The sequence below is a fragment of the Pseudomonas sp. RIT-PI-q genome (assembly GCF_001297125.1).
Classification (GTDB): domain Bacteria; phylum Pseudomonadota; class Gammaproteobacteria; order Pseudomonadales; family Pseudomonadaceae; genus Aquipseudomonas.
Map to the genome: position 1 here is coordinate 126,582 of NZ_LHPC01000040.1, position 18,398 is coordinate 144,979.

Consider the following 18,398-nt stretch of genomic DNA (forward strand, 5'->3'; position numbering starts at 1 on the left):
GTGTTCACACATCCTGTGGGAGCGGGCTTGCCCGCGATGAGGTCCGTAAGAACACCCTGCATTCAAACCGGACCAAGCACCCTGGCCAAAAACGCTGCCGTCCGGCTTTTTTTGCTTTTCGCGACTTTCTGCGGCGTGCCACTCACCACAATCCTGCCACCCTGATCCCCCGCTCCCGGTCCGATATCAATCACCCAGTCACTCTGCGCCACCACGCGCATTTCATGCTCGACGACGATCACCGTGTGCCCCGCCGTGACCAGCGTATTCAACTGTTCGAGCAAACGATCAACGTCCCGTGGATGCAATCCGGTCGTTGGTTCGTCCAACACGTACAGCGTCGCCCCACGCTGGTTGCGTTGCAGTTCGGTGGCCAGTTTGATCCGCTGGGCTTCGCCGCCCGACAGTTCAGTCGCCGGCTGACCGAGGCGCAAGTAGCCCAAACCGATGTCGCGCAGCACCTCCAGCGAGCGGCGTATCCCCGGTTGCTCGGCGAATACCTCGACCGCTTCATCCACCGTCAGCTGCAACACCTGGGCGATGTTCAAACCTTGCCAGGTGATCGCCAGCGTCTCGGGGTTGTAGCGGGCGCCGTGACACGTCGGGCATGGCGCATAGACGCTGGGCATGAACAGCAACTCGACGCTGACAAAACCCTCGCCTTCGCACGTCGGGCAACGGCCCTTGGCGACGTTGAAGGAGAACTGCCCGGCGTCGTAACCCTCGGCCTGCGCCTGAGGTGTGGCGGCGTAGAGTTTGCGCACGTTGTCGAACAGGCCGGTGTAGGTCGCCAGGTTCGAGCGCGGTGTGCGGCCGATGGGTTTCTGATCGACTTGCACCAGGCGCTTGATCGACGCCAGTCCCGCTGTGACCTGACCGCCGCTGACTTGCGGCGCATCGTCTTCAAGGCTCAATTCTTCAGCCTCGCTGTCACTCGCCGACCGCCCCAGATGCGCGCCGACCAGTTCCAGCAATGCCTGGCTGACCAGGCTCGATTTACCCGAACCCGAAACCCCCTTCACCGCAGTAAAACAACCCAGCGGAAACTCGACGCTAAGGTTGTTCAGGTTATTGCGGGTGATGCCTTCCAGCCGCAACCAGTCCGACGCCTTGCGGCTGGCGCGGGGCTGGATGACTTGCTCGGCGAACAGATAGGCGCGCGTCTGCGAATCGCTGACCTGCGCCAAACCTGGCGGCGGCCCGCTGTAGAGGATCCGCCCGCCATGCTCGCCCGCTGCCGGCCCGACGTCGATCAGCCAGTCGGCGCGGCGCATGGTTTCCAGATCATGCTCGACCACGAACAGCGTATTGCCAGCCGCCTTCAGCCGTTGCAAGGCTTCGAACAGCGCTTCGCCATCCGCCGGGTGCAGACCGGCCGAGGGTTCGTCCAGTACGTAGATCACACCGAACAATTGCGAACCCAATTGCGTCGCCAGGCGCAGACGCTGCAACTCACCGGACGACAGGGTCGGCGTGCTGCGTTCCAGCGCCAGGTAACCCAGGCCCAGATCGGGCAGGGTGCTGACCCGCTCCAATAAATCCTGGGCGATGCGTTGCGCGGCCAGGCGTTTTTCCACCGACAGGTTTGGCGTGTGGCGCACATCCGGCGCGTTGGCGTGGCCACTGGCGCCGTGGGCCACACGCTGTTCGCGGGCCTCGCGGGTCTGGCTGTGCGTCAACACTTCGCCGGCCTCATCGGCCTGTTCGAGGTAACGGTGGGCCGCCACTGGCTTCAGCACTTGCGCCACTTGCAGCAAGGGCATCTGCGACAGTTCGCCGATGTCGTAACCGGCAAAGGTCACCGACAACGCCTCGCGCTTCAGCCGTTTGCCGTCGCACAACGGGCATGGGCTGCCGAGCATGAACTGCGAAACGCGCTTCTTCATCAGCGCGCTTTGCGAGTGTGTGAACGTGTGCAGGATGTAGCGCCGGGCGCCGGTGAAGGTGCCCTGGTAACTCGGTTCCATTTTGCGCTTGAGCGCGACTTTGGTTTCTTCCGGCGTGAGCCCGGCATACACCGGAACCGTCGGGGTTTCTTCGGGGAAGGGAATCCCGGCACGCTGCTTTTTCGGCAGATCGCGCCAGGGTTTGTCGGCGCCGTGCCCCATGGTCGCCAGAATGGCGCGCAGGTTCTGCCCCTGCCACGCCGTGGGCCAGGAAGCGACGGCGCGCTGGCGGATGGTCAGGCTCGGGTCGGGGACCATCAATGCTTCGGTGACTTCATAGACCCGGCCCAAGCCATGGCAGTCGGGGCACGCGCCTTGGGGCGTGTTGGGCGAGAAGTCTTCGGCGTACAGCATCGGCTGCCCCGGCGGGTAACTGCCGGCCCGGGAGTAGAGCATGCGGATCAGGCTCGACAACGTCGTCACGCTGCCCACCGAAGAACGTGTGCTTGGCGTGCCCCGTTGTTGTTGCAAGGCCACGGCGGGCGGCAAGCCTTCGATGGAGTCGACGTCCGGCACGCCAACCTGATCGATCAGGCGCCGCGCATAAGGCGCCACGGATTCGAAATAGCGACGTTGCGCTTCGGCGTAGAGGGTCGAGAACGCCAGCGACGACTTCCCCGAACCCGACACGCCGGTGAACACCACCAGGGCATCCCGGGGAATGTCGACATCGATGTTCTTGAGGTTGTGTTCCCGGGCGCCGCGCACCCTGACCATGCCGGAGGGAGGGTTGGAAGTCATGGGCCAGCCTTGATTCGAGGGTTCAAAAGAATGACGTATCGGTTCACGCAAAACACCTGTAGGAGCTGGCTTGCCAGCGAAAGCGTCCTGCCAGTCGATAAAGATGTCGCCTGATACACCGCATTCGCTGGCAAGCCAGCTCCTACAGGGTTTTGTGTCCAACCGTTCGATTTGCGTTCAGCCGTCGGGTTTTGCGTCCAACCGTTCGATTTGCGTTCAGCCGTCGGGTTTTGTGTCCGCCGTTCGATTTGCGTTCAGTCCGTCGGGTTTTGTGTTCAGCCATTGAGCACGGTGCGAACCATTTGGGTCAGCGCCTCCGGGCCATAGGGTTTGCTCAGCAAATAAGTGTCAGGGCTGAGCTGGTGGTTGCGCGAGATGATGTCACGGGTGTGGCCCGAGGTGAACAGCACGGCCACCGGCGGCGTCTGCACCTTGGCCCAGGCCGCCAGGTCCGAACTCTTGATCAGGCCGGGCATGACCACGTCGGTGAAAATCAGGTCCACCGTCACACCGTCCAGCAACATCTGCATCGCCACGTCAGCGTTGCCGGCGGTCAGGACCTGATACCCCTCTTCACTGAGTAATTCCACCGCCGAAACCCGCACCGCCTCGTTGTCCTCGACCACCAGAATGGTTTCGTGTCCGCCCCGCTGCTGCGCATCCGGATTCGGCGTTTCGCTCGGCATCGCTCGCAGGCTCCGGGGGAAATACAGCTGCACTCGCGTGCCTTCCCCGACCACGCTGGACATCTCGATATGCCCCCCGCTTTGCTTGACGAAACCGAACACCATGCTCAAGCCCAGCCCCGTGCCCTGGCCGTCGGCCTTGGTGGTGAAGAACGGTTCGAACGCCTGAGCCAGCACCTGCGGCGACATACCGACACCCGTGTCGGTCACCGACACGCGGATATAGTCGCCCGCCGTAATGCCCTTGCCTGCACAAAACTTGCGATCCAGGACAATGTTCTCGGCACTGAGGCCAATGGTCCCCTCACCTTGCATAGCGTCGCGGGCATTGATCGCGAGGTTGAGGATGGCGTTTTCCAGTTGATTGCGGTCCACGTAGAGGCGCCAGGAATCATCCGGCGCACTGACGTTGATCTGGATGGTTTCCCCCAGCGCCCGTTGCAGCAATTCCCCCAGACCGTCGAAGATCTGCCGTGGATCGCACACCGCGGGCGAGAGCGGCTGGCGGCGGGCGAACGCGAGTAATTGTGAAGAAAGCTTCGCGCCACGCTCGACGGCGGCAATCGAGGCACTGACACGGCGTTGCACATTAGCGTTGTCCGGCTCATGCCGTGCCAGCAAGTGCAGGTTGCCGGCAATCACCTGCAACAGGTTATTGAAGTCATGGGCGACGCCACCGGTGAGGCCGCCGATGGCTTCGAGTTTCTGTGATTGACGCAGTTGCTCTTCCGCCGCCAGCCGCGCTTCGACTTCGTCGGCAACGCGCTGCTCCAGGTTACGGGTGAACTTGAGCAAGGATTCTTCGGCGGTCTTGCGTTCGTGGATGTCGATCAATACGCCGGGGAAACGGAATGGTTCGCCCTGTTCGTTGAACTCGCAGCAGCCGCTCGCCTGCACCCACAGATAACTGCCATCAGGGCGCAGGACCCGGTACTCGGCGTTGAACGGATCGCCGGTTTCCACTGATTGATTGACCTGCTCTTGAACCCAACTGCGGTCGTCGGGATGGATCTGTGCTTCGGCGATGTCCGTCGGCAGGTCGGCCAGGTTTTGTTCGGGCGGATAGGAAAAGGTCCGGGCGAAGCGTTCGTCGCCGGAGAGCACATTGCCCTTGATGTCCCAGACGAACGAGCCGAGCAAGGCACCGGCGTTGAGTGCCAGGCGGACTCGCTCATTGTCGGCGCGATAGGCGTCTTCGGCTGCCTGGCGGCGGCGTTCGGAAATCACATGTTCAGTGGTCTCGACCACCATCGCCATGACCCCGGCCGGCTTCCCGTCATCATTCGCCACAGGGCTGTAATAGAGGTCCAGCCAGACGTCTTCGGGGACGCCATCGCGCAGCAACTCCAGGACTTTATTGCGATAGGACAAGGTGCCGCCGGCCAGGCAGGTATCGACTACATGTCGATTGAATTCGGCGACTTCCGGCCAACCCATCTCCACCGGGGCGCCCAGCAGATACGGATGGCGGCCACCGGCGAAGATCGAGTAAGCGTCGTTGTAAATCATGTAACCGGACCGGCCCCAGAGCATCACCATCGGCAGTGGCGACGCGAGCATCAATTGCACAGTGCTGCACAGGCTTGCGGGCCAGGTGTCGAGGGGCCCCAATTCGGTCTGGCTCCAGTCGAACGCACGGATACGCCCGGCCATTTCACCGTTCCAGCCGGCACACCCGTGGCTATCGTCTAGAAACTGCATCGACTGGCTCTGTGTCCCTGTAAATGACATGGCTTAAGGGATCGCCTCGGCATGACCAACGAGCGCGCCCGTTTGTTTCGAGCATCACCGTCGTCAATGGTTTCATAGAGGTTAGCTGATTCCGGTATTCCCCTGTAGGAGCGAGCTTGCTCGCGATGGACGTTAACGAAAAACGGGGCGGCCTGGAGGAACGCGGTGTTCTGACGTTCTTCGCGAGCAAGCTCGCTCCTACACCAATACCTACACCTCGATCAGGTGCTTGAGCGGGTGGTAGCCGGTTTTGAGGGTGGCGGCGACGTCGAGGATGGCTTTCTCGATGCCGTTCAAATGCATGCAGGTCAGTTCGATCGCGGCGCTTTGATTGCCGGCTTCGATGTACTCGATCAGCCGCAGGTGCTCGTTGTCGCGACAGGCTTCGTGGCTGTCGTCATCCAGCGCGGCGGCGTACAGCGAGGCGCGGGAGATCAGTTTGCGGAACCAGTCCAGCAACACCGGGTTGTTCAGGCTTTGCGCGAGTTTGATGTGGAACTCGCCGAGCAGATGAATCAGCCGTTCATGGTCGCCGCTCTTCGCTGCTTCATCTTCCAGCAACAGGTGATCGCGCAGGTCCTGGGTCACCGCCGTATCTCGGCGACGACACAGTTCACTGACGATGCCGATCTCGATCAGGCGCCGGGTTTCGAACAGCGAGCGGATCTCCTCGTCACTCGGCAGCGACACCGACGCCCCTTTGTTGGGCTCGGTGGTGACCAGGCCGTCGGCCTCCAATTGCTTGAGCGCGGCACGAACCGACGTTCGGCTGACATTAAAAAGCTCGGCCAGCGAGGCCTCGCCGAGCTTCATCCCCGGACGCAACGTGTGTTTGCTGATCGCCTCGTAAACCCCTTGGTAGACGCGATCGACCGTGGTTTCCAGTTTCTTTTCCGCCATTCGAACACTCCTTTCGCGCTAAGCAACCAACCCCTGGCGGATGAACAGCCATTGAAAAAGGGGGTTGCACAAGCAGATTAATCCGGCTATTTCTAGATTGCATCCAGATATTGCATACAATAATTAGAGGAATGCACCATTATGGGTCATCCAGTAGCGATTGAAGTGCGTAACGTCTCCAAGCGGTATTCCGACGATCCGGGGCTGGCTCCAGCCCTCGACAACGTTTCAGTCGACATTGCCGACAACGAATTCTTCACCCTGCTCGGCCCCTCCGGCTGCGGCAAAACCACTTTACTGCGCACCATCGCCGGCTTCGAGCATGTCAGCGAGGGCGAGATCCGTCTCGCCGGCGAAGCGGTCAACGACCTGCCGCCGTTCAAGCGGCGGGTCAACACGGTGTTCCAGAGTTACGCGCTGTTTCCGCACATGAGTGTCGCGCAGAATATCGCCTTCGGCCTCGAGATGCAGGGTCTTGATCGCGAGCAGATTGCGCAGCGTGTGGATGAGATGCTCGCGCTGGTGCAAATGCAACACCTGGCCCAGCGCAAACCCGCCGAGTTGTCCGGCGGCCAACAGCAGCGCGTGGCGCTGGCACGGGCCTTGGCGCCGAAACCCAAAGTCTTGTTACTGGATGAACCGCTGTCGGCACTCGACCTCAAGCTGCGTAAGGAAATGCAGGTCGAACTCAAGCGCGTGCAGAAGGAAGCCGGGATCACCTTCATTTTCGTCACCCACGATCAGGAAGAAGCGCTGACCCTGTCTGATCGCATCGCGGTGATATCCGCCGGCAAGATTCTGCAGATCGGCACGCCCAACGAAATCTACGAACGGCCCAAGCATCAGTTTGTCGCGCAGTTCATCGGCGACATCAACTTTCTCCCCGGCCACCTCAAGCGCGGCCAGCAAAATGAAAAACTCTTCGTGCCGAGCGGCATGCCGGTGGAAATCCCCTGCCCGGCCCAAGGCTTCGACGGCGCCAAGGTGCAGCTGGCGTTCCGTCCGGAGCGTTCGCAACTGGTCGACCTTGAGCAACCGCATCACCTGCGCGGTGTGATCGAAGCGGTGTTGTACGTCGGCACCGCCACCCTCTATCAATGCCGCTTGAACAACGACATCAAAGTCATGCTGCGCGAAAACAATGAAGGCCTGAACCGTGGCCGGGTGGTCGGTGATCGCGTTGCGGTCAATTTGCCGCCCCACGCCTGCCTGTTGATGGAGGCCTGAGATGAGCGTCAGCAGCACTTCTCCCGCCCTCAACCGCGCGCTGTTGCTCAGCCCGGTGGTTCTGACCCTGCTGGCCCTGATCGCCATTCCGCTGGGCATCATGGGCTACATCAGCCTGTTGCCGCGCAACGTCTATGGCGGCGTCGACTGGCAAGCCAACTGGCAATTGCAAAGCTACGTGCAACTGTTTTTCCAGGAAGGTTTCGACGGTGAACTGGAGCTGAACTGGGTCTACGCCCAGGCGCTGTTGCGCTCGGTGTTCCAGGCCGGGGGCACCACGGTGTTGTGTTTCCTGTTCGGTTTTCCGGTGGCGCTGTGGATGTCGAGCCTGACGCCACGGCGGCGCAACCTCATGGTGTTGCTGATCACCATCCCGTTCTGGACCAACCTGCTGATCCGCAACTACGCCTGGCTGATCATCCTGCGCGAGCACGGTTGGGTCGCCCAGAGCCTCAACGCGCTGTTCCCCCAGGCCGGTGGCATCACCCTCCTCTACAACGACTTCGCGGTCAGCGTCGGGCTGGTCTACAGCTTCCTGCCGTTCATGATTCTGCCGATTTATTCGACCCTGGAAAAACTCGACTGGCGTCTGGTGGAAGCGGCCTACGACCTGGGCGCCAATCGCTGGCATGCGTTGCGGCGGATCATCCTGCCGCTGTCGATGCCGGGCGTCATTGCCGGTGCGCTGCTGGTGTTCGTGCCGAGCCTCGGCGCGTTCATCACGCCGGCGATTCTCGGCGGCGGCAAGACGTTGATGATCGGCAACCTGATCCAGCAACAGTTCGGCACCGCGCGCAACTGGCCGCTGGGCAGCTCGCTGTCGTTCCTGCTGCTGGGGATTCTGCTGCTGTCCCTGGTGCTTTACGCGCTCTATAGCCGCAACGCCGCCAAAACACTTCGCCGGGGAGCCACCGCATGATCGCCCTGCACCTGAAAAAACTGCCGATGACCCGGGAAGTCAGCCTGCTGATCCTGGCCTATCTGTACCTGCCGATTTTCGTGCTGATTGCCTACAGCTTCAACGCCAACCGCTCGGCGACGGTGTGGACCGAGTTCTCGTTCGCCTGGTACGGACGGATTCTGGCCAACCCGTCGATCCAGACGGCGGCGCTGAATTCGATCATCGTCGCCAGCATCGCCACGGTCTGCGCCACGGCCATTGCCTTGCTCGCGGCGCTGGCAACGTACCGGCCGTTCTACGGACAGAAGATGGTCGAGGGCGGGATCAACCTGCCGCTGATCCTGCCGGAGATCGTCACCGCCGTGGCCACCCTGCTGCTGTTCATGGCGCTGGGGATCAAGCTCGGTTTGCTGACGGTGATCGTCGCGCACATCGGCTTCTGCATTCCCTTCGCTTACTTGCCGATCCGTGCGCGGCTCAATGATCTGGACAAGAGCCTGCTGGAGGCGGCCAACGATCTGTACGCAAATCCGTGGCAGGTGTTCCGCCGGGTGACGTTGCCGCTGTTGTGGCCGGCGGTGTTGTCCGGGTCGGTGCTGGCGTTCGTGGTCAGCCTCGACGATTTCATCATGACCTTCTTCGTTGCCGGCCCCGGCTCGACGACGTTGCCGGTGTACATCTTCTCGGCGATCAAGGCCGGCGTGACGCCGGAGATCAACGCGATCTCGACCCTGATGCTGGTGATTTCCATCGTGCTGGTGGTGCTGGCCTTCTGGCTGGGACAGCGCGGCAAACAACAATGAGCCTGGAGTGTTCTTCTATGAAATTGAAAAGCATGTGTTACGGCGTCGCCGGTCTGGCCCTCAGTTGCTTCACCGTTTTAACCGCACAGGCCGCCGAGCCCAAGGAACTGTTTTTCTACAACTGGACCGATTACTACCCGGTCGACTTGCTGGCCAAGTTCGAAAAGGAGACCGGGATCAAGGTCACCATGGACGGCTACGACAGCAACGAAACCCTGCTGGCCAAATTGCAGGCCGGTGGCGCCGCGTATGACGTGATCGTGCCGTCGCAGTCGATCATGCGCACCTTGATCAACCAGAATTTGCTGCTGCAAATCGACGCCTCGACCCTGCCGAACTTCCAGTACGTCAAACCGGCGTTCCGCGACCCGAGCTTCGACCCTGGCCGCAAGTTCTCGGCGCCCTACCTGTGGGGCAGCACCGGGTTTTCCTATGACAGCGCGCGAGTGCCGGGCGGCAAGCTCGACGACTCATGGAAAGAGTTCTTCGAACCGCGCAAGGAACTGCAAGGCCAACTCGCCGCCCTCGACACCTCCAGCAGCGTAATCAACGCGGCCAGCCATTACCTGAACGTCGACGAATGCAGCGAAAACCCGCAGGACGCCAAGCGCATTCTGGAGCTGCTGCAAAAACAGAAGCCGTTCCTGAAGATGTACAGCTCGGACAACACCGTCGACCGCATGGCCTCCGGTGAAGTGATCATGATGCAGAACTGGAACGGCTCCACCGCGCGGGCCACGTTGCAGAAGAGCACGATCAAATACGTGTACCCGAAGGAAGGCCTGGCGATGTTCCAGGACAACTTTGCCGTACCGAAAAGTGCACCGCACCCCGGTAACGCGAAGATTTTCATCGACTGGATGATGAAGCCGGAAAACGCCGCCGCCGTGTCCAACGCCATCGCCTACGCCAACGGCATCCAGAGCGACACGTTGATCGACGCCAAATGGCGGGTGATGGATGCGATCAACATGCCCGACGAATTCGCCTCGCGCCTGCGCCCGGAAAAAGAATGCAGCAACAAGGCGCGGGAACTGCAGGACCGGATCTGGGCGAAGCTCAAGGGCTGATTGCCTGGCTTGAGACCGAGGCGCAGCCATCGCGGGCAAGCCCGGCTCCCACAGGGTTATGGGTTGTTCACAAATTCCATGATCGACACAAATCCTGTGGGAGCGGGCTTGCCCGCGATGAGGCCCTCCCACCCAACACAGAACTTGAGGTACGCAATGATTCAACCCCACTGGCTGCGCAACGTGCGGCCCTACGGTTCCGCCGCCGAAGACCTTTTAATCGAAAACGGCCTGTTCAAACAACGCCGCGCCGCATCAAGCGCCGCACTGGCCGCCACCGACATCGACGGCCAAAACCAGCTCCTCACCCCAGCCCTGGTGGAAAGCCACGTCCACCTCGACAAAACCCTCTGGGGCCAACCCTGGCGCCCTAACAGCGCGGGCCCGACGCTCAAGGATTACATCGCCAACGAGCGTCGCGTGCTGCGTGAAGTCGAAACGCCGATCGCCCAGCGCGCCGGCACCCTGCTGGAAAACTGCATCGCCCGTGGCTCTCTGACCCTGCGCTGTCACGTCGACATCGACCCGGACTTCGGCCTGCGCCATGTCGAAGCCATGCAGCAGCTGCGCGAAAACTACCGCGACTTGATCGACCTGCAACTGGTGGTGTTCCCGCAAACCGGCCTGATCAGCCGCCCCGGCACCGCCGAACTGATGCGCGAAGCCATGGGCCTGGGCGTGGAAAACGTTGGCGGACTCGACCCGTGCGGCATCGACAACGACCCCATCGCGCAGCTCGATGTGGTGTTCAAACTGGCCAGCGAATTCGACCGTGGCGTGGACATTCACCTGCACGACAAGGGTGAATTGGGCCTGTGGCAGATCGCGCTGATTGCCGACTACACCGAGCGTTTCGGGCGTCACGGTCGGGTGATGATCAGCCATGCGTATTGCCTGGGCATGCTGCCGTGGAGCCAGGTCAAACCGGTGGCCGAACGTCTGGCGACGCTGGGTATTTCGCTGATGAGTTCAGCGCCGGCCGATTGCGCGGTGCCGCCGTTCCTCGCCCTACGCGAAGCCGGGGTCAATGTCTGCCTCGGTTCCGACGGCATTCGCGATGCCTGGTCGCCCATGGGCAACGGCGACATGCTCGAACGGGCCATGCTGCTGGCGTTCCGGTTTGACTTGAACAAGGACGACGAACTGGCGGCGGCGTTTGAGGCGGCGACGGTCAATGGTGCCCGGGCGTTGGGTTGTGAGGGTTATGGTCTGGAGATCGGCCGGCCAGCGGATTTCCTGTTGATGCCGGTGCAAACCTTGGGTGAGGCCATCGTCTCGCGGCCGGTGCGACAGGTGTATCGCGCTGGTGAGTTGATCGCCGCCGATGGCCGACTGTTGGAAAGCCGTTTGTGAAGCGCATCGGCCTGAAAAGCAGCTGCGTGGTCGGCTTCGACGGCACGCAACATGTGCTGTGGCGTGACGGCGAAGTGGTGTTCGAAGGCTCGCGCATTGTGTTTGTCGGGCGTGGTTTTCCGGGGCCGGTGGATCAGTGGGTCGATTATGGCAATGCGCTGATCGGGCCGGGTTTCATCGATCTGGATGCGCTCGGCGATCTTGATTCCACGGTGCTGACGCTGGACAACGGCGACGAGCGCAACATGGGCCGGATGTGGTCGGAGGACTATCTGGCAGCCGGTCCACGGGAGAGTTACACCGCGCAAGAGGAGGTTTTCAAATACCGCTACGCCTTCACGCAGCTGATCCGCAATGGCATCACCACAACCATGCCGATCACCTCGATGTACTACCGCGAGTGGGCCGAAACTTACGACGAATTTGCGGCGGTGGCCGGTGTGGCGGGCGAGTTGGGACTGCGCACTTACCTCGGCCCCTGCTACATGAGCGGCATGAGTTACTGGCGCGCCGATGGCAGCCTCGGGCATCACTGGAATGAAGCGCGGGGATTGGCCGGGCTCGATGCGGCGGAACGGTTTTTCCAGGATTTCGACGGTTCACAGGGCGGGCTGATTCGCGGCGCGCTGCTGCCCGACCGCATCCAGACCTGCACCCCGGCGCTGCTGCAACGCACCGCCGCGCTGAGTCGCGAGCTCAACGCGCCGATGCGTTTGCATTGCTGCCAGGGGCTGGGTGAAGTGGCGATGGTTGAACAACTTCGCGGGTGTTCGCCGCTGGGCTGGTTGGAGGAATTGGACCTGCTGACCCCGCGCAGTCTGCTGCCCCACGGCCTCTATACCCACGGCGATGACGACCTGCAACGCGTGGTGGATGGCGGCGCCAGTCTGGTGCATTGCCCGGTGGTGTTTGCCCGGGATGGCGAGGCATTGAATTCGTTCGGGCGTTACCGCGCCAAGGGCATCAACTTCGCCCTGGGCACCGACACCTGGCCGGCGGACTTGCTGGAGAACATGCGTCAGGGCCTGAACATCGCTCGCCTGATGGAGGGCGGCAGTTCTTTGACCAGTACGCTGGACTTTTACAACGCCGCCACCCTCGGCGGCGCCAAGGCCCTCGGGCGCGACGACATCGGCCGTTTGGCGCCGGGGGCCAAGGCCGACATCACGGTGTTCAGCCTGCGTGGCCTGCACCTGGGGCCCTTGTTCGATCCACTGAAAAACCTGGTGCTGGCCGGGCGCGGCGACGATTGCATCGCCAGCTACATCGATGGCCGCTGCGTGATGCAGGACGGTCAGGTTCAAGGCGTCGATTACCCCGATTTGCAACGCCAGGCCCAACAGCAATTCGAAAAACTGATGCGCAGCCACAGCGACCGGGCCTTCGGTCAACCGGACTGGAAAGACCTGTTCAAACCGGCCATCCCGTTCGCCGACGACTACAGCGCACACGCGCCGCTGAGCGCGATTGACCCACTTCTCTAGAGATGCCTGCCCATGCAAAGCTTCGACTTCAGTCAACTGAGCCCACGGGACAAGTACAAGATTCTGATCGGCAGCGTGGTGCCACGGCCGATTGCGCTGGTCACCACCATCGACGGCGAAGGCCGCATCAATGCGGCGCCATTCAGTTTTTTCAATGCGCTGTCGGCTGATCCGCCGATCCTCGCGCTGGGCGTGGAGAACTACGGCGACCAGAGCCCCAAGGACACCACCCGCAACATCCAGCTCAATCAGGAATTCACCGTGAACATCGTCAGCGATGCGCTCGTGGAAGCGATGAACGTCTGCGCCGTGCCCTTCGCCCCCGGCTTCGACGAACTGACCGCCGCCGGCCTCACCGCCATTCCCGGCACCACGGTCAAATGCCCGCGCATCGGCGAAGCACCGGTGGCCCTGGAATGCCGGCGAATGATGGCGCTGTCCATCGGGCAGTCGCGGGAGATTATCTTTGGCGAAGTGCTGATGGCGCATGTGCGGGATGAACTGATCGACCCGAAAACCCTGTACATCGATCAACTGGGGCTCGATGCGATCGGGCGGATGGGCGGGCATGGGTACGCGCGCACGCGGGATTATTTTGATTTGCCGACACGGTCGTTGCAGGCGTGGACCGATGCGCCGGGGGGCGGGGAGCGGTTTTGGCCTATAACCAAGTAATCAGCGTTGCACAAATCCTGTGGGAGCGGGCTCGCCCGCGAAGAGGCCGGCACATCCAGCATCTGCTTGGACTGATACTCCGCCTTCGCGGGCAAGCCAGCTCCTACAGGGGGTTGTGGATATGGCGTTAGTTTTCTGGATGACATCAAACCTGTAGGAGCCGGCTTGCTGGCGAAGCGGTAGTGGCCGTGATGCCGCCTTCGCTGGCAAGCCAGCTCCTACAGGGGGTTGTGGATATGGCGTTAGTTTTCTGAATGACATCAAACCTGTAGGAGCCGGCTTGCTGGCGAAGCGGTAGTGGCCATGATGCCGCCTTCGCGGGCAAGCCCGCTCCTACAGGGTTATTGGGTGACCCCGGATTCCGTGATCAACCGCAATCAGGTCGAGGTCAGCGGAAATCCCGGCTGCGCACGCTGATGCCGTCGAGCAACGGGCTCAGGTCACTCAAGCGGCCGGCGATCAGGTGTCGCACCTCGCCTTCCTTTTCCCAGCGCCCGTCGACCTTGAGCAATTGCGAGCCGACCAGGACCTGGCGCTGCCGGTCGGCCAGGTCGCGCCAGACGATGACGTTGACGTTGCCGAACTCGTCTTCCAGGGTGACGAAGGTCACGCCACTGGCGGTGCCCGGGCGTTGTCGGCCGGTCACCAGCCCGGCGACGCTGACGGGACGGCCATGCTCGACGTCGAGCAGTTCCTTCGAACTGCGACAACGCCGGGCTTTCAATTCACCCCGCAGCAAGGCCAGCGGATGCGGACCGAGGGTGGTGCCGACGCTGTTGTAATCGGCCAGCAGGTCCTCGCCCACGGTGGGTTTGGGTAATGCCACCGCGCCCTCCTCCTGACTCGGCAACCCCGCGAACAACCCCAGCTGCTTCTGCACCCCCGCCACTTCCCAGCGCGCCCGATGACGGTGACCGGCCAGCCCGCGCAACGCCCCGGCATCGGCCAGTTGCTCCTGAGCACGGGCATCAAGCCGCGCCCGCTCGCCGAGGTCGGCTACGTCGACAAACGTCCCCTTCGCCCGTGCCGCCTCAATGCGCCGGGCATCGTCCTCGCGAAAGCCCTTGATCATCCGCAACCCCATGCGAATCGCCGGTTGCGCGCCGGTGATCGGTTCGAGACTGCAATCCCAGTCGCTGGCGCGCACGTCTACCGGGCGAATCTGCAAGTGATGGCGACGCGCGTCCTGCAGAATCTGGTCCGGGCTGTAGAAACCCATGGGCCAACTGTTGATCAGCGCACAGGCGAACGCCGCCGGTTCGTGGCATTTGAGCCAGCAACTGGCGTAGGTCAGCAAGGCGAAACTGGCGGCGTGGGACTCGGGAAAACCGTAACTGCCGAAGCCTTTGATCTGCTCGAATATCTGCGCGGCGAACTCGGCCGTGTAGCCGTTTTTCTTCATCCCGGCAGCCAGGCGATCCTTGTGCGGTTCGAGCCCGCCGTGGCGTTTCCACGCGGCCATGGAGCGGCGCAACTGATCGGCCTCGCCGGGGCTGTAGTCGGCGGCGACGATGGCGATCTGCATCACCTGTTCCTGAAACAGCGGCACGCCCAGGGTGCGCTTGAGCACGGCTTCCAGTGCCGGAGACGGATAGACCTCGGGTTCTTCCTTGTTTCGCCGCCGCAGGTACGGATGCACCATGCCGCCCTGAATCGGTCCCGGACGGACGATCGCCACCTCGATCACCAGGTCATAGAAGGTCCGCGGCTTGAGCCTCGGCAGCATCGACATCTGCGCCCGGGACTCGATCTGAAACACGCCGATGGTATCTGCACGGCCAATCATGTCGTAGGTGTGCGAGTCTTCGGACGGGATCGTCGCCAGGCTCAGGTCGAGGTCGCGGTGTCGACGCAGCAGGTCGAAACAGCGGCGGATGGCGCTGAGCATGCCCAACGCCAGAATATCCACCTTGAGCAGCCCCACCGCGTCCAGATCGTCCTTGTCCCACTGGATGATGGTGCGCTCGGCCATGGCGGCGTTTTCCACCGGCACCAGACTGTCCAGGGGCTGCTCGGAAATCACGAAGCCGCCAGGGTGCTGGGACAGGTGACGAGGAAAACCGATCAGCTGCCCGGTCAGGCTCAGCACCCGGCGCAGCACCGGACTCTCGGGATCAAAACCGCCTTCAAGCAGGCGCTCCACGGGCGGTGTTGCATCACTCCAGTGGCCGCAGCAATCGGCCAGGGCATTGATCTGATCCGGCGGCAAACCCAAGGCCTTGGCCACGTCGCGCACCGCGCCAGCCGCGTGATAAGTGCTGACCACCGCTGTCAGCGCGGCGCGGGTCCGCCCGTAACGCTGGAACACATACTGCAAGACTTCTTCACGCCGCTCGTGTTCGAAATCGACGTCGATGTCCGGCGGTTCATTACGTTCTTTGGAGAGAAAGCGCTCAAACAACAGCGTAGTGAGATCCGGATCGATCTCCGTGATGCCCAGGGCAAAGCACACCGCCGAGTTGGCCGCCGAACCGCGCCCCTGACAGAGAATGTGCTGATCACGGGCGAATCGCACAATGTCGTGGACCGTCAGGAAGTAGCTTTCGTAGCCCAGTTCGGCGATCAGCTCCAGTTCCTTGTCGATCTGCACCAGCACCTTGCCTTGCGGACCTTTTGGCCAGCGCCACTTGATACCCTTTGCAGTCAGCACACGCAGCCATGAGGTGGCCGTGTGACCGGCCGGCACCAGCTCGCGCGGGTATTGATAACGCAACTGGCCGAGGTCGAACGTACAGCGCCGGGCAATGGTCAGCGTCTCGTCGAGCAAGGCCTTGGGATAAAGACCGGACACCATGTCGAGGCTGCGCAAATGCCGTTCGCCATTGGGGTGCAGGCGCAACCCGGCATCGGCCACCGGCAGGTGATGACGGATCGCGGTCATGGTGTCCTGCAAGGCGCGCCGACCACGGGCGTGCATGTGCACATCGCCGCTGGCCACCGCCGGGATTCGCAGTTCGCCCGCCAGGGTCAGCAGCGCGGCCAGTCGCCGGGTATCGTCCTGGCCACGGTGCAACTGGACCGCCAGCCACAGGCGTTCGGCGAAGACCTGTTTCAGCCAGTGGCCCTGTTCGAAGGCATCGACAGCGTCCGGCACCCACAACGCCAACAGCCCCGGCAACGCTTCGTTGAAATCTTCCCGGAGCACTTGGTACTGGCCTTTCTGCGTTCGGCGGCGGGCTCGGGTAACCAGTCGGCAGAGGTTTTGGTAGCCCTCGAGGTTTTCCACCAGCAGCACCAGTTTCGGGCCGTTCTCGATGCGTATTTCGCTGCCGATGATCAGCGGCAGCTCCACGGATTTGGCCGCTTGCCAGGCGCGAACAATGCCGGCCAAGGTGCATTCGTCGGTGATCGCCAGGGCTTGATAGCCCTGCTTTTTCGCCCGCTGAAAAAGTTCGAGCGCACTGGAAGCACCGCGCTGGAAACTGAAGTTCGACAGGCAGTGCAGTTCGGCGTATTCGACGCTCATGCGAACCAGCCTTGCAGCCACAACGGGCCGTCCTCGCCCACCGCACGATAGGCCCAGCCCTGCTGGCCGGAACGGGTTTCAATCAGGTAGTAATCGCGGCGCACGTCGGCGCCGTCCCCCCAGCCGGACTCGATGCGCTCCGGTCCCATGAGGATGCGCGTCGAACCTTCGTGTACCGCCAACGGTTCAGTCAGCAGCCAGCCCGGCCGTTGCACGCCCGCCAGCCCGCTACATGCCTGATGGTCGGCGCTGGCCTGCCACGCGCACTCGGGGCGGTGATCGGCCTGGAACCGCAAGCCATGCACCGCGTCATCCCCCAGCCGTGCGCGCAGGCGTTCGCGCAGTTGCTCCCAGGGCAAGGACTGCTGCGGGCGGTCGTCGAACAGCTCCTGATACTGGGGAACGAAGGCTGGCAGGTCTTCGGCGCGCAGGCGAAAACCGCGCACCGGGGCCGCGACCTGGACCTGTTCCAGCCGCCCCCGCGCCAGTTCGAAGAGCATCGCCGGATCACGCTCGGCGCTGAGCAGCCCGACCTTGATTACAGAATCCGGCAACCCGGCGTGTTCCAGGTGCAGGTCAAAGCGCTGCACGCCGCTGTCGCGACCGCAGAGAAAGGCCGACAGATCGCCGGTCAGCCGGCGCAACGGAAACAGCAGCGCCTGATGGGACTGCACATCGAAGTTGAGTTCGATGCGCACATCGAAGCGGTCCGGCGGCAGGTAGAACGCCAGCGCCAGCCGCCGCGTACCGAGCAGGGTGTCGAGGTGCTTGAGCACGTGCGCTTCGAACCGCCGCGCGAGGCTATGCCGGGGCAGCGCCTGCACCTGACTCAAGGTGCGCAAGCCCATTCGCGACAACGCCGTGGCCACGCTGGCCTCCAGCCCGATCCGGTCGATGGGCAACTGCCCGAGGTGATGCTGCAAGGCTTGATCGTCGGGCACCACCAGGCCGTCATAGGCATTGGCCAGTACCCGCGCCGCCACCGGGTTGGGCGCGGCAACGATCCGATGGCGAAACCCCAGTTCGCCAAGCTCCGCCCGCAACCGCGCTTCGAACTGTGGCCAGGCGCCGAACAAGCCCAGGCTGGATTCGATTTCAAACACCACCGCACGCGGGTAATGGACGCTGACCTGAGCACTGAACCGATAGGCCCAGGCGGCCAGGAACTGCTGCCAGTGCTCGATCTCGGCAGCGTCGTATTCGGCCGTGACAAAGCTTTTGCTCAGGGCCTGGGCGGCGGTCATCGACTGGCCGGGCCGCAAGCCCAGCGCCCGCGCCGACGCATTGACCGCCTGCAACACCCGACGCTGGGCCGGGCCGGTCAGCAGCGCCAGCGGCGTATCGGGGTCGCAGCGCTGACGCAGTACCGCGTCCAGCGCCAATTGCGGGAAGAGAATGCAGACCCAGCGCATGGC

Annotated in this window: 12 protein-coding genes; 7 read left to right on the forward strand and 5 right to left on the reverse strand. The window is 62.6% G+C overall.

Features of this window, described 5'->3' with window-relative positions; translation table 11 throughout:
• Positions 1 to 62: 62 nt before the first annotated feature.
• The 3 genes from AEQ67_RS22225 to AEQ67_RS22235 form a co-directional block, all read right to left on the reverse strand.
• A complete protein-coding gene (locus tag AEQ67_RS22225) occupies positions 63 to 2,687 on the reverse strand; it encodes an excinuclease ABC subunit UvrA (RefSeq protein ID WP_059405967.1) in 2,625 nt (874 codons plus the stop codon).
• 275 nt (positions 2,688 to 2,962) lie between these two features.
• Positions 2,963 to 5,026 (reverse strand): hybrid sensor histidine kinase/response regulator, encoded by a 2,064-nt coding sequence (locus AEQ67_RS22230; RefSeq protein ID WP_059405968.1) that lies wholly within the window; start codon positions 5,024 to 5,026, stop codon positions 2,963 to 2,965.
• 288 nt (positions 5,027 to 5,314) lie between these two features.
• Positions 5,315 to 6,004, reverse strand: a complete 690-nt coding sequence (locus AEQ67_RS22235) for a GntR family transcriptional regulator (RefSeq protein WP_059405969.1) — start codon at positions 6,002 to 6,004, stop codon at positions 5,315 to 5,317.
• Between the two features lie 141 nt (positions 6,005 to 6,145).
• On the opposite strand from AEQ67_RS22235, the gene AEQ67_RS22240 reads away from it, so the two are divergent.
• From AEQ67_RS22240 to AEQ67_RS22270, 7 genes are all read left to right on the forward strand, one after another.
• Positions 6,146 to 7,231 carry an ABC transporter ATP-binding protein gene (locus tag AEQ67_RS22240; RefSeq protein WP_059405970.1) on the forward strand — a complete coding sequence of 362 codons (1,086 nt, stop codon included), beginning with the start codon at positions 6,146 to 6,148 and terminating at the stop codon, positions 7,229 to 7,231.
• 1 nt (position 7,232) lies between these two features.
• Entirely contained in the window at positions 7,233 to 8,150 is a 918-nt protein-coding gene (locus tag AEQ67_RS22245) for an ABC transporter permease (protein ID WP_059405971.1), read from the forward strand.
• A complete protein-coding gene (locus tag AEQ67_RS22250; RefSeq protein ID WP_059405972.1) occupies positions 8,147 to 8,935 on the forward strand; it encodes an ABC transporter permease in 789 nt (262 codons plus the stop codon). Before AEQ67_RS22245 ends, AEQ67_RS22250 begins: the two co-directional genes overlap by 4 nt.
• Positions 8,936 to 8,952: 17 nt before the next feature.
• Positions 8,953 to 10,005 carry an extracellular solute-binding protein gene (locus AEQ67_RS22255; protein ID WP_059405973.1) on the forward strand — a complete coding sequence of 351 codons (1,053 nt, stop codon included), beginning with the start codon at positions 8,953 to 8,955 and terminating at the stop codon, positions 10,003 to 10,005.
• A 156-nt stretch (positions 10,006 to 10,161) separates the two neighbouring features.
• Positions 10,162 to 11,358 (forward strand): amidohydrolase family protein, encoded by a 1,197-nt coding sequence (locus AEQ67_RS22260; protein WP_059405974.1) that lies wholly within the window; start codon positions 10,162 to 10,164, stop codon positions 11,356 to 11,358.
• Positions 11,355 to 12,842, forward strand: coding sequence for an amidohydrolase family protein (locus tag AEQ67_RS22265; protein ID WP_059405975.1), 1,488 nt, complete (start codon positions 11,355 to 11,357; stop codon positions 12,840 to 12,842). The genes AEQ67_RS22260 and AEQ67_RS22265 overlap by 4 nt, the downstream gene beginning before the upstream one ends.
• 12 nt (positions 12,843 to 12,854) lie before the next feature.
• Positions 12,855 to 13,517 (forward strand): flavin reductase family protein, encoded by a 663-nt coding sequence (locus AEQ67_RS22270; RefSeq protein ID WP_059405976.1) that lies wholly within the window; start codon positions 12,855 to 12,857, stop codon positions 13,515 to 13,517.
• A 388-nt stretch (positions 13,518 to 13,905) separates the two neighbouring features.
• On the opposite strand, the gene AEQ67_RS22275 is transcribed toward AEQ67_RS22270, so the two are convergent.
• Both AEQ67_RS22275 and AEQ67_RS22280 read right to left on the reverse strand, forming a co-directional pair.
• Complete coding sequence (locus tag AEQ67_RS22275; RefSeq protein WP_201782097.1) at positions 13,906 to 17,004, reverse strand: error-prone DNA polymerase; 3,099 nt, start codon at positions 17,002 to 17,004, stop codon at positions 13,906 to 13,908.
• Complete coding sequence (locus tag AEQ67_RS22280) at positions 16,980 to 18,395, reverse strand: Y-family DNA polymerase (RefSeq protein WP_059405978.1); 1,416 nt, start codon at positions 18,393 to 18,395, stop codon at positions 16,980 to 16,982. Before AEQ67_RS22280 ends, AEQ67_RS22275 begins: the two co-directional genes overlap by 25 nt.
• Positions 18,396 to 18,398 lie beyond the last annotated feature (3 nt).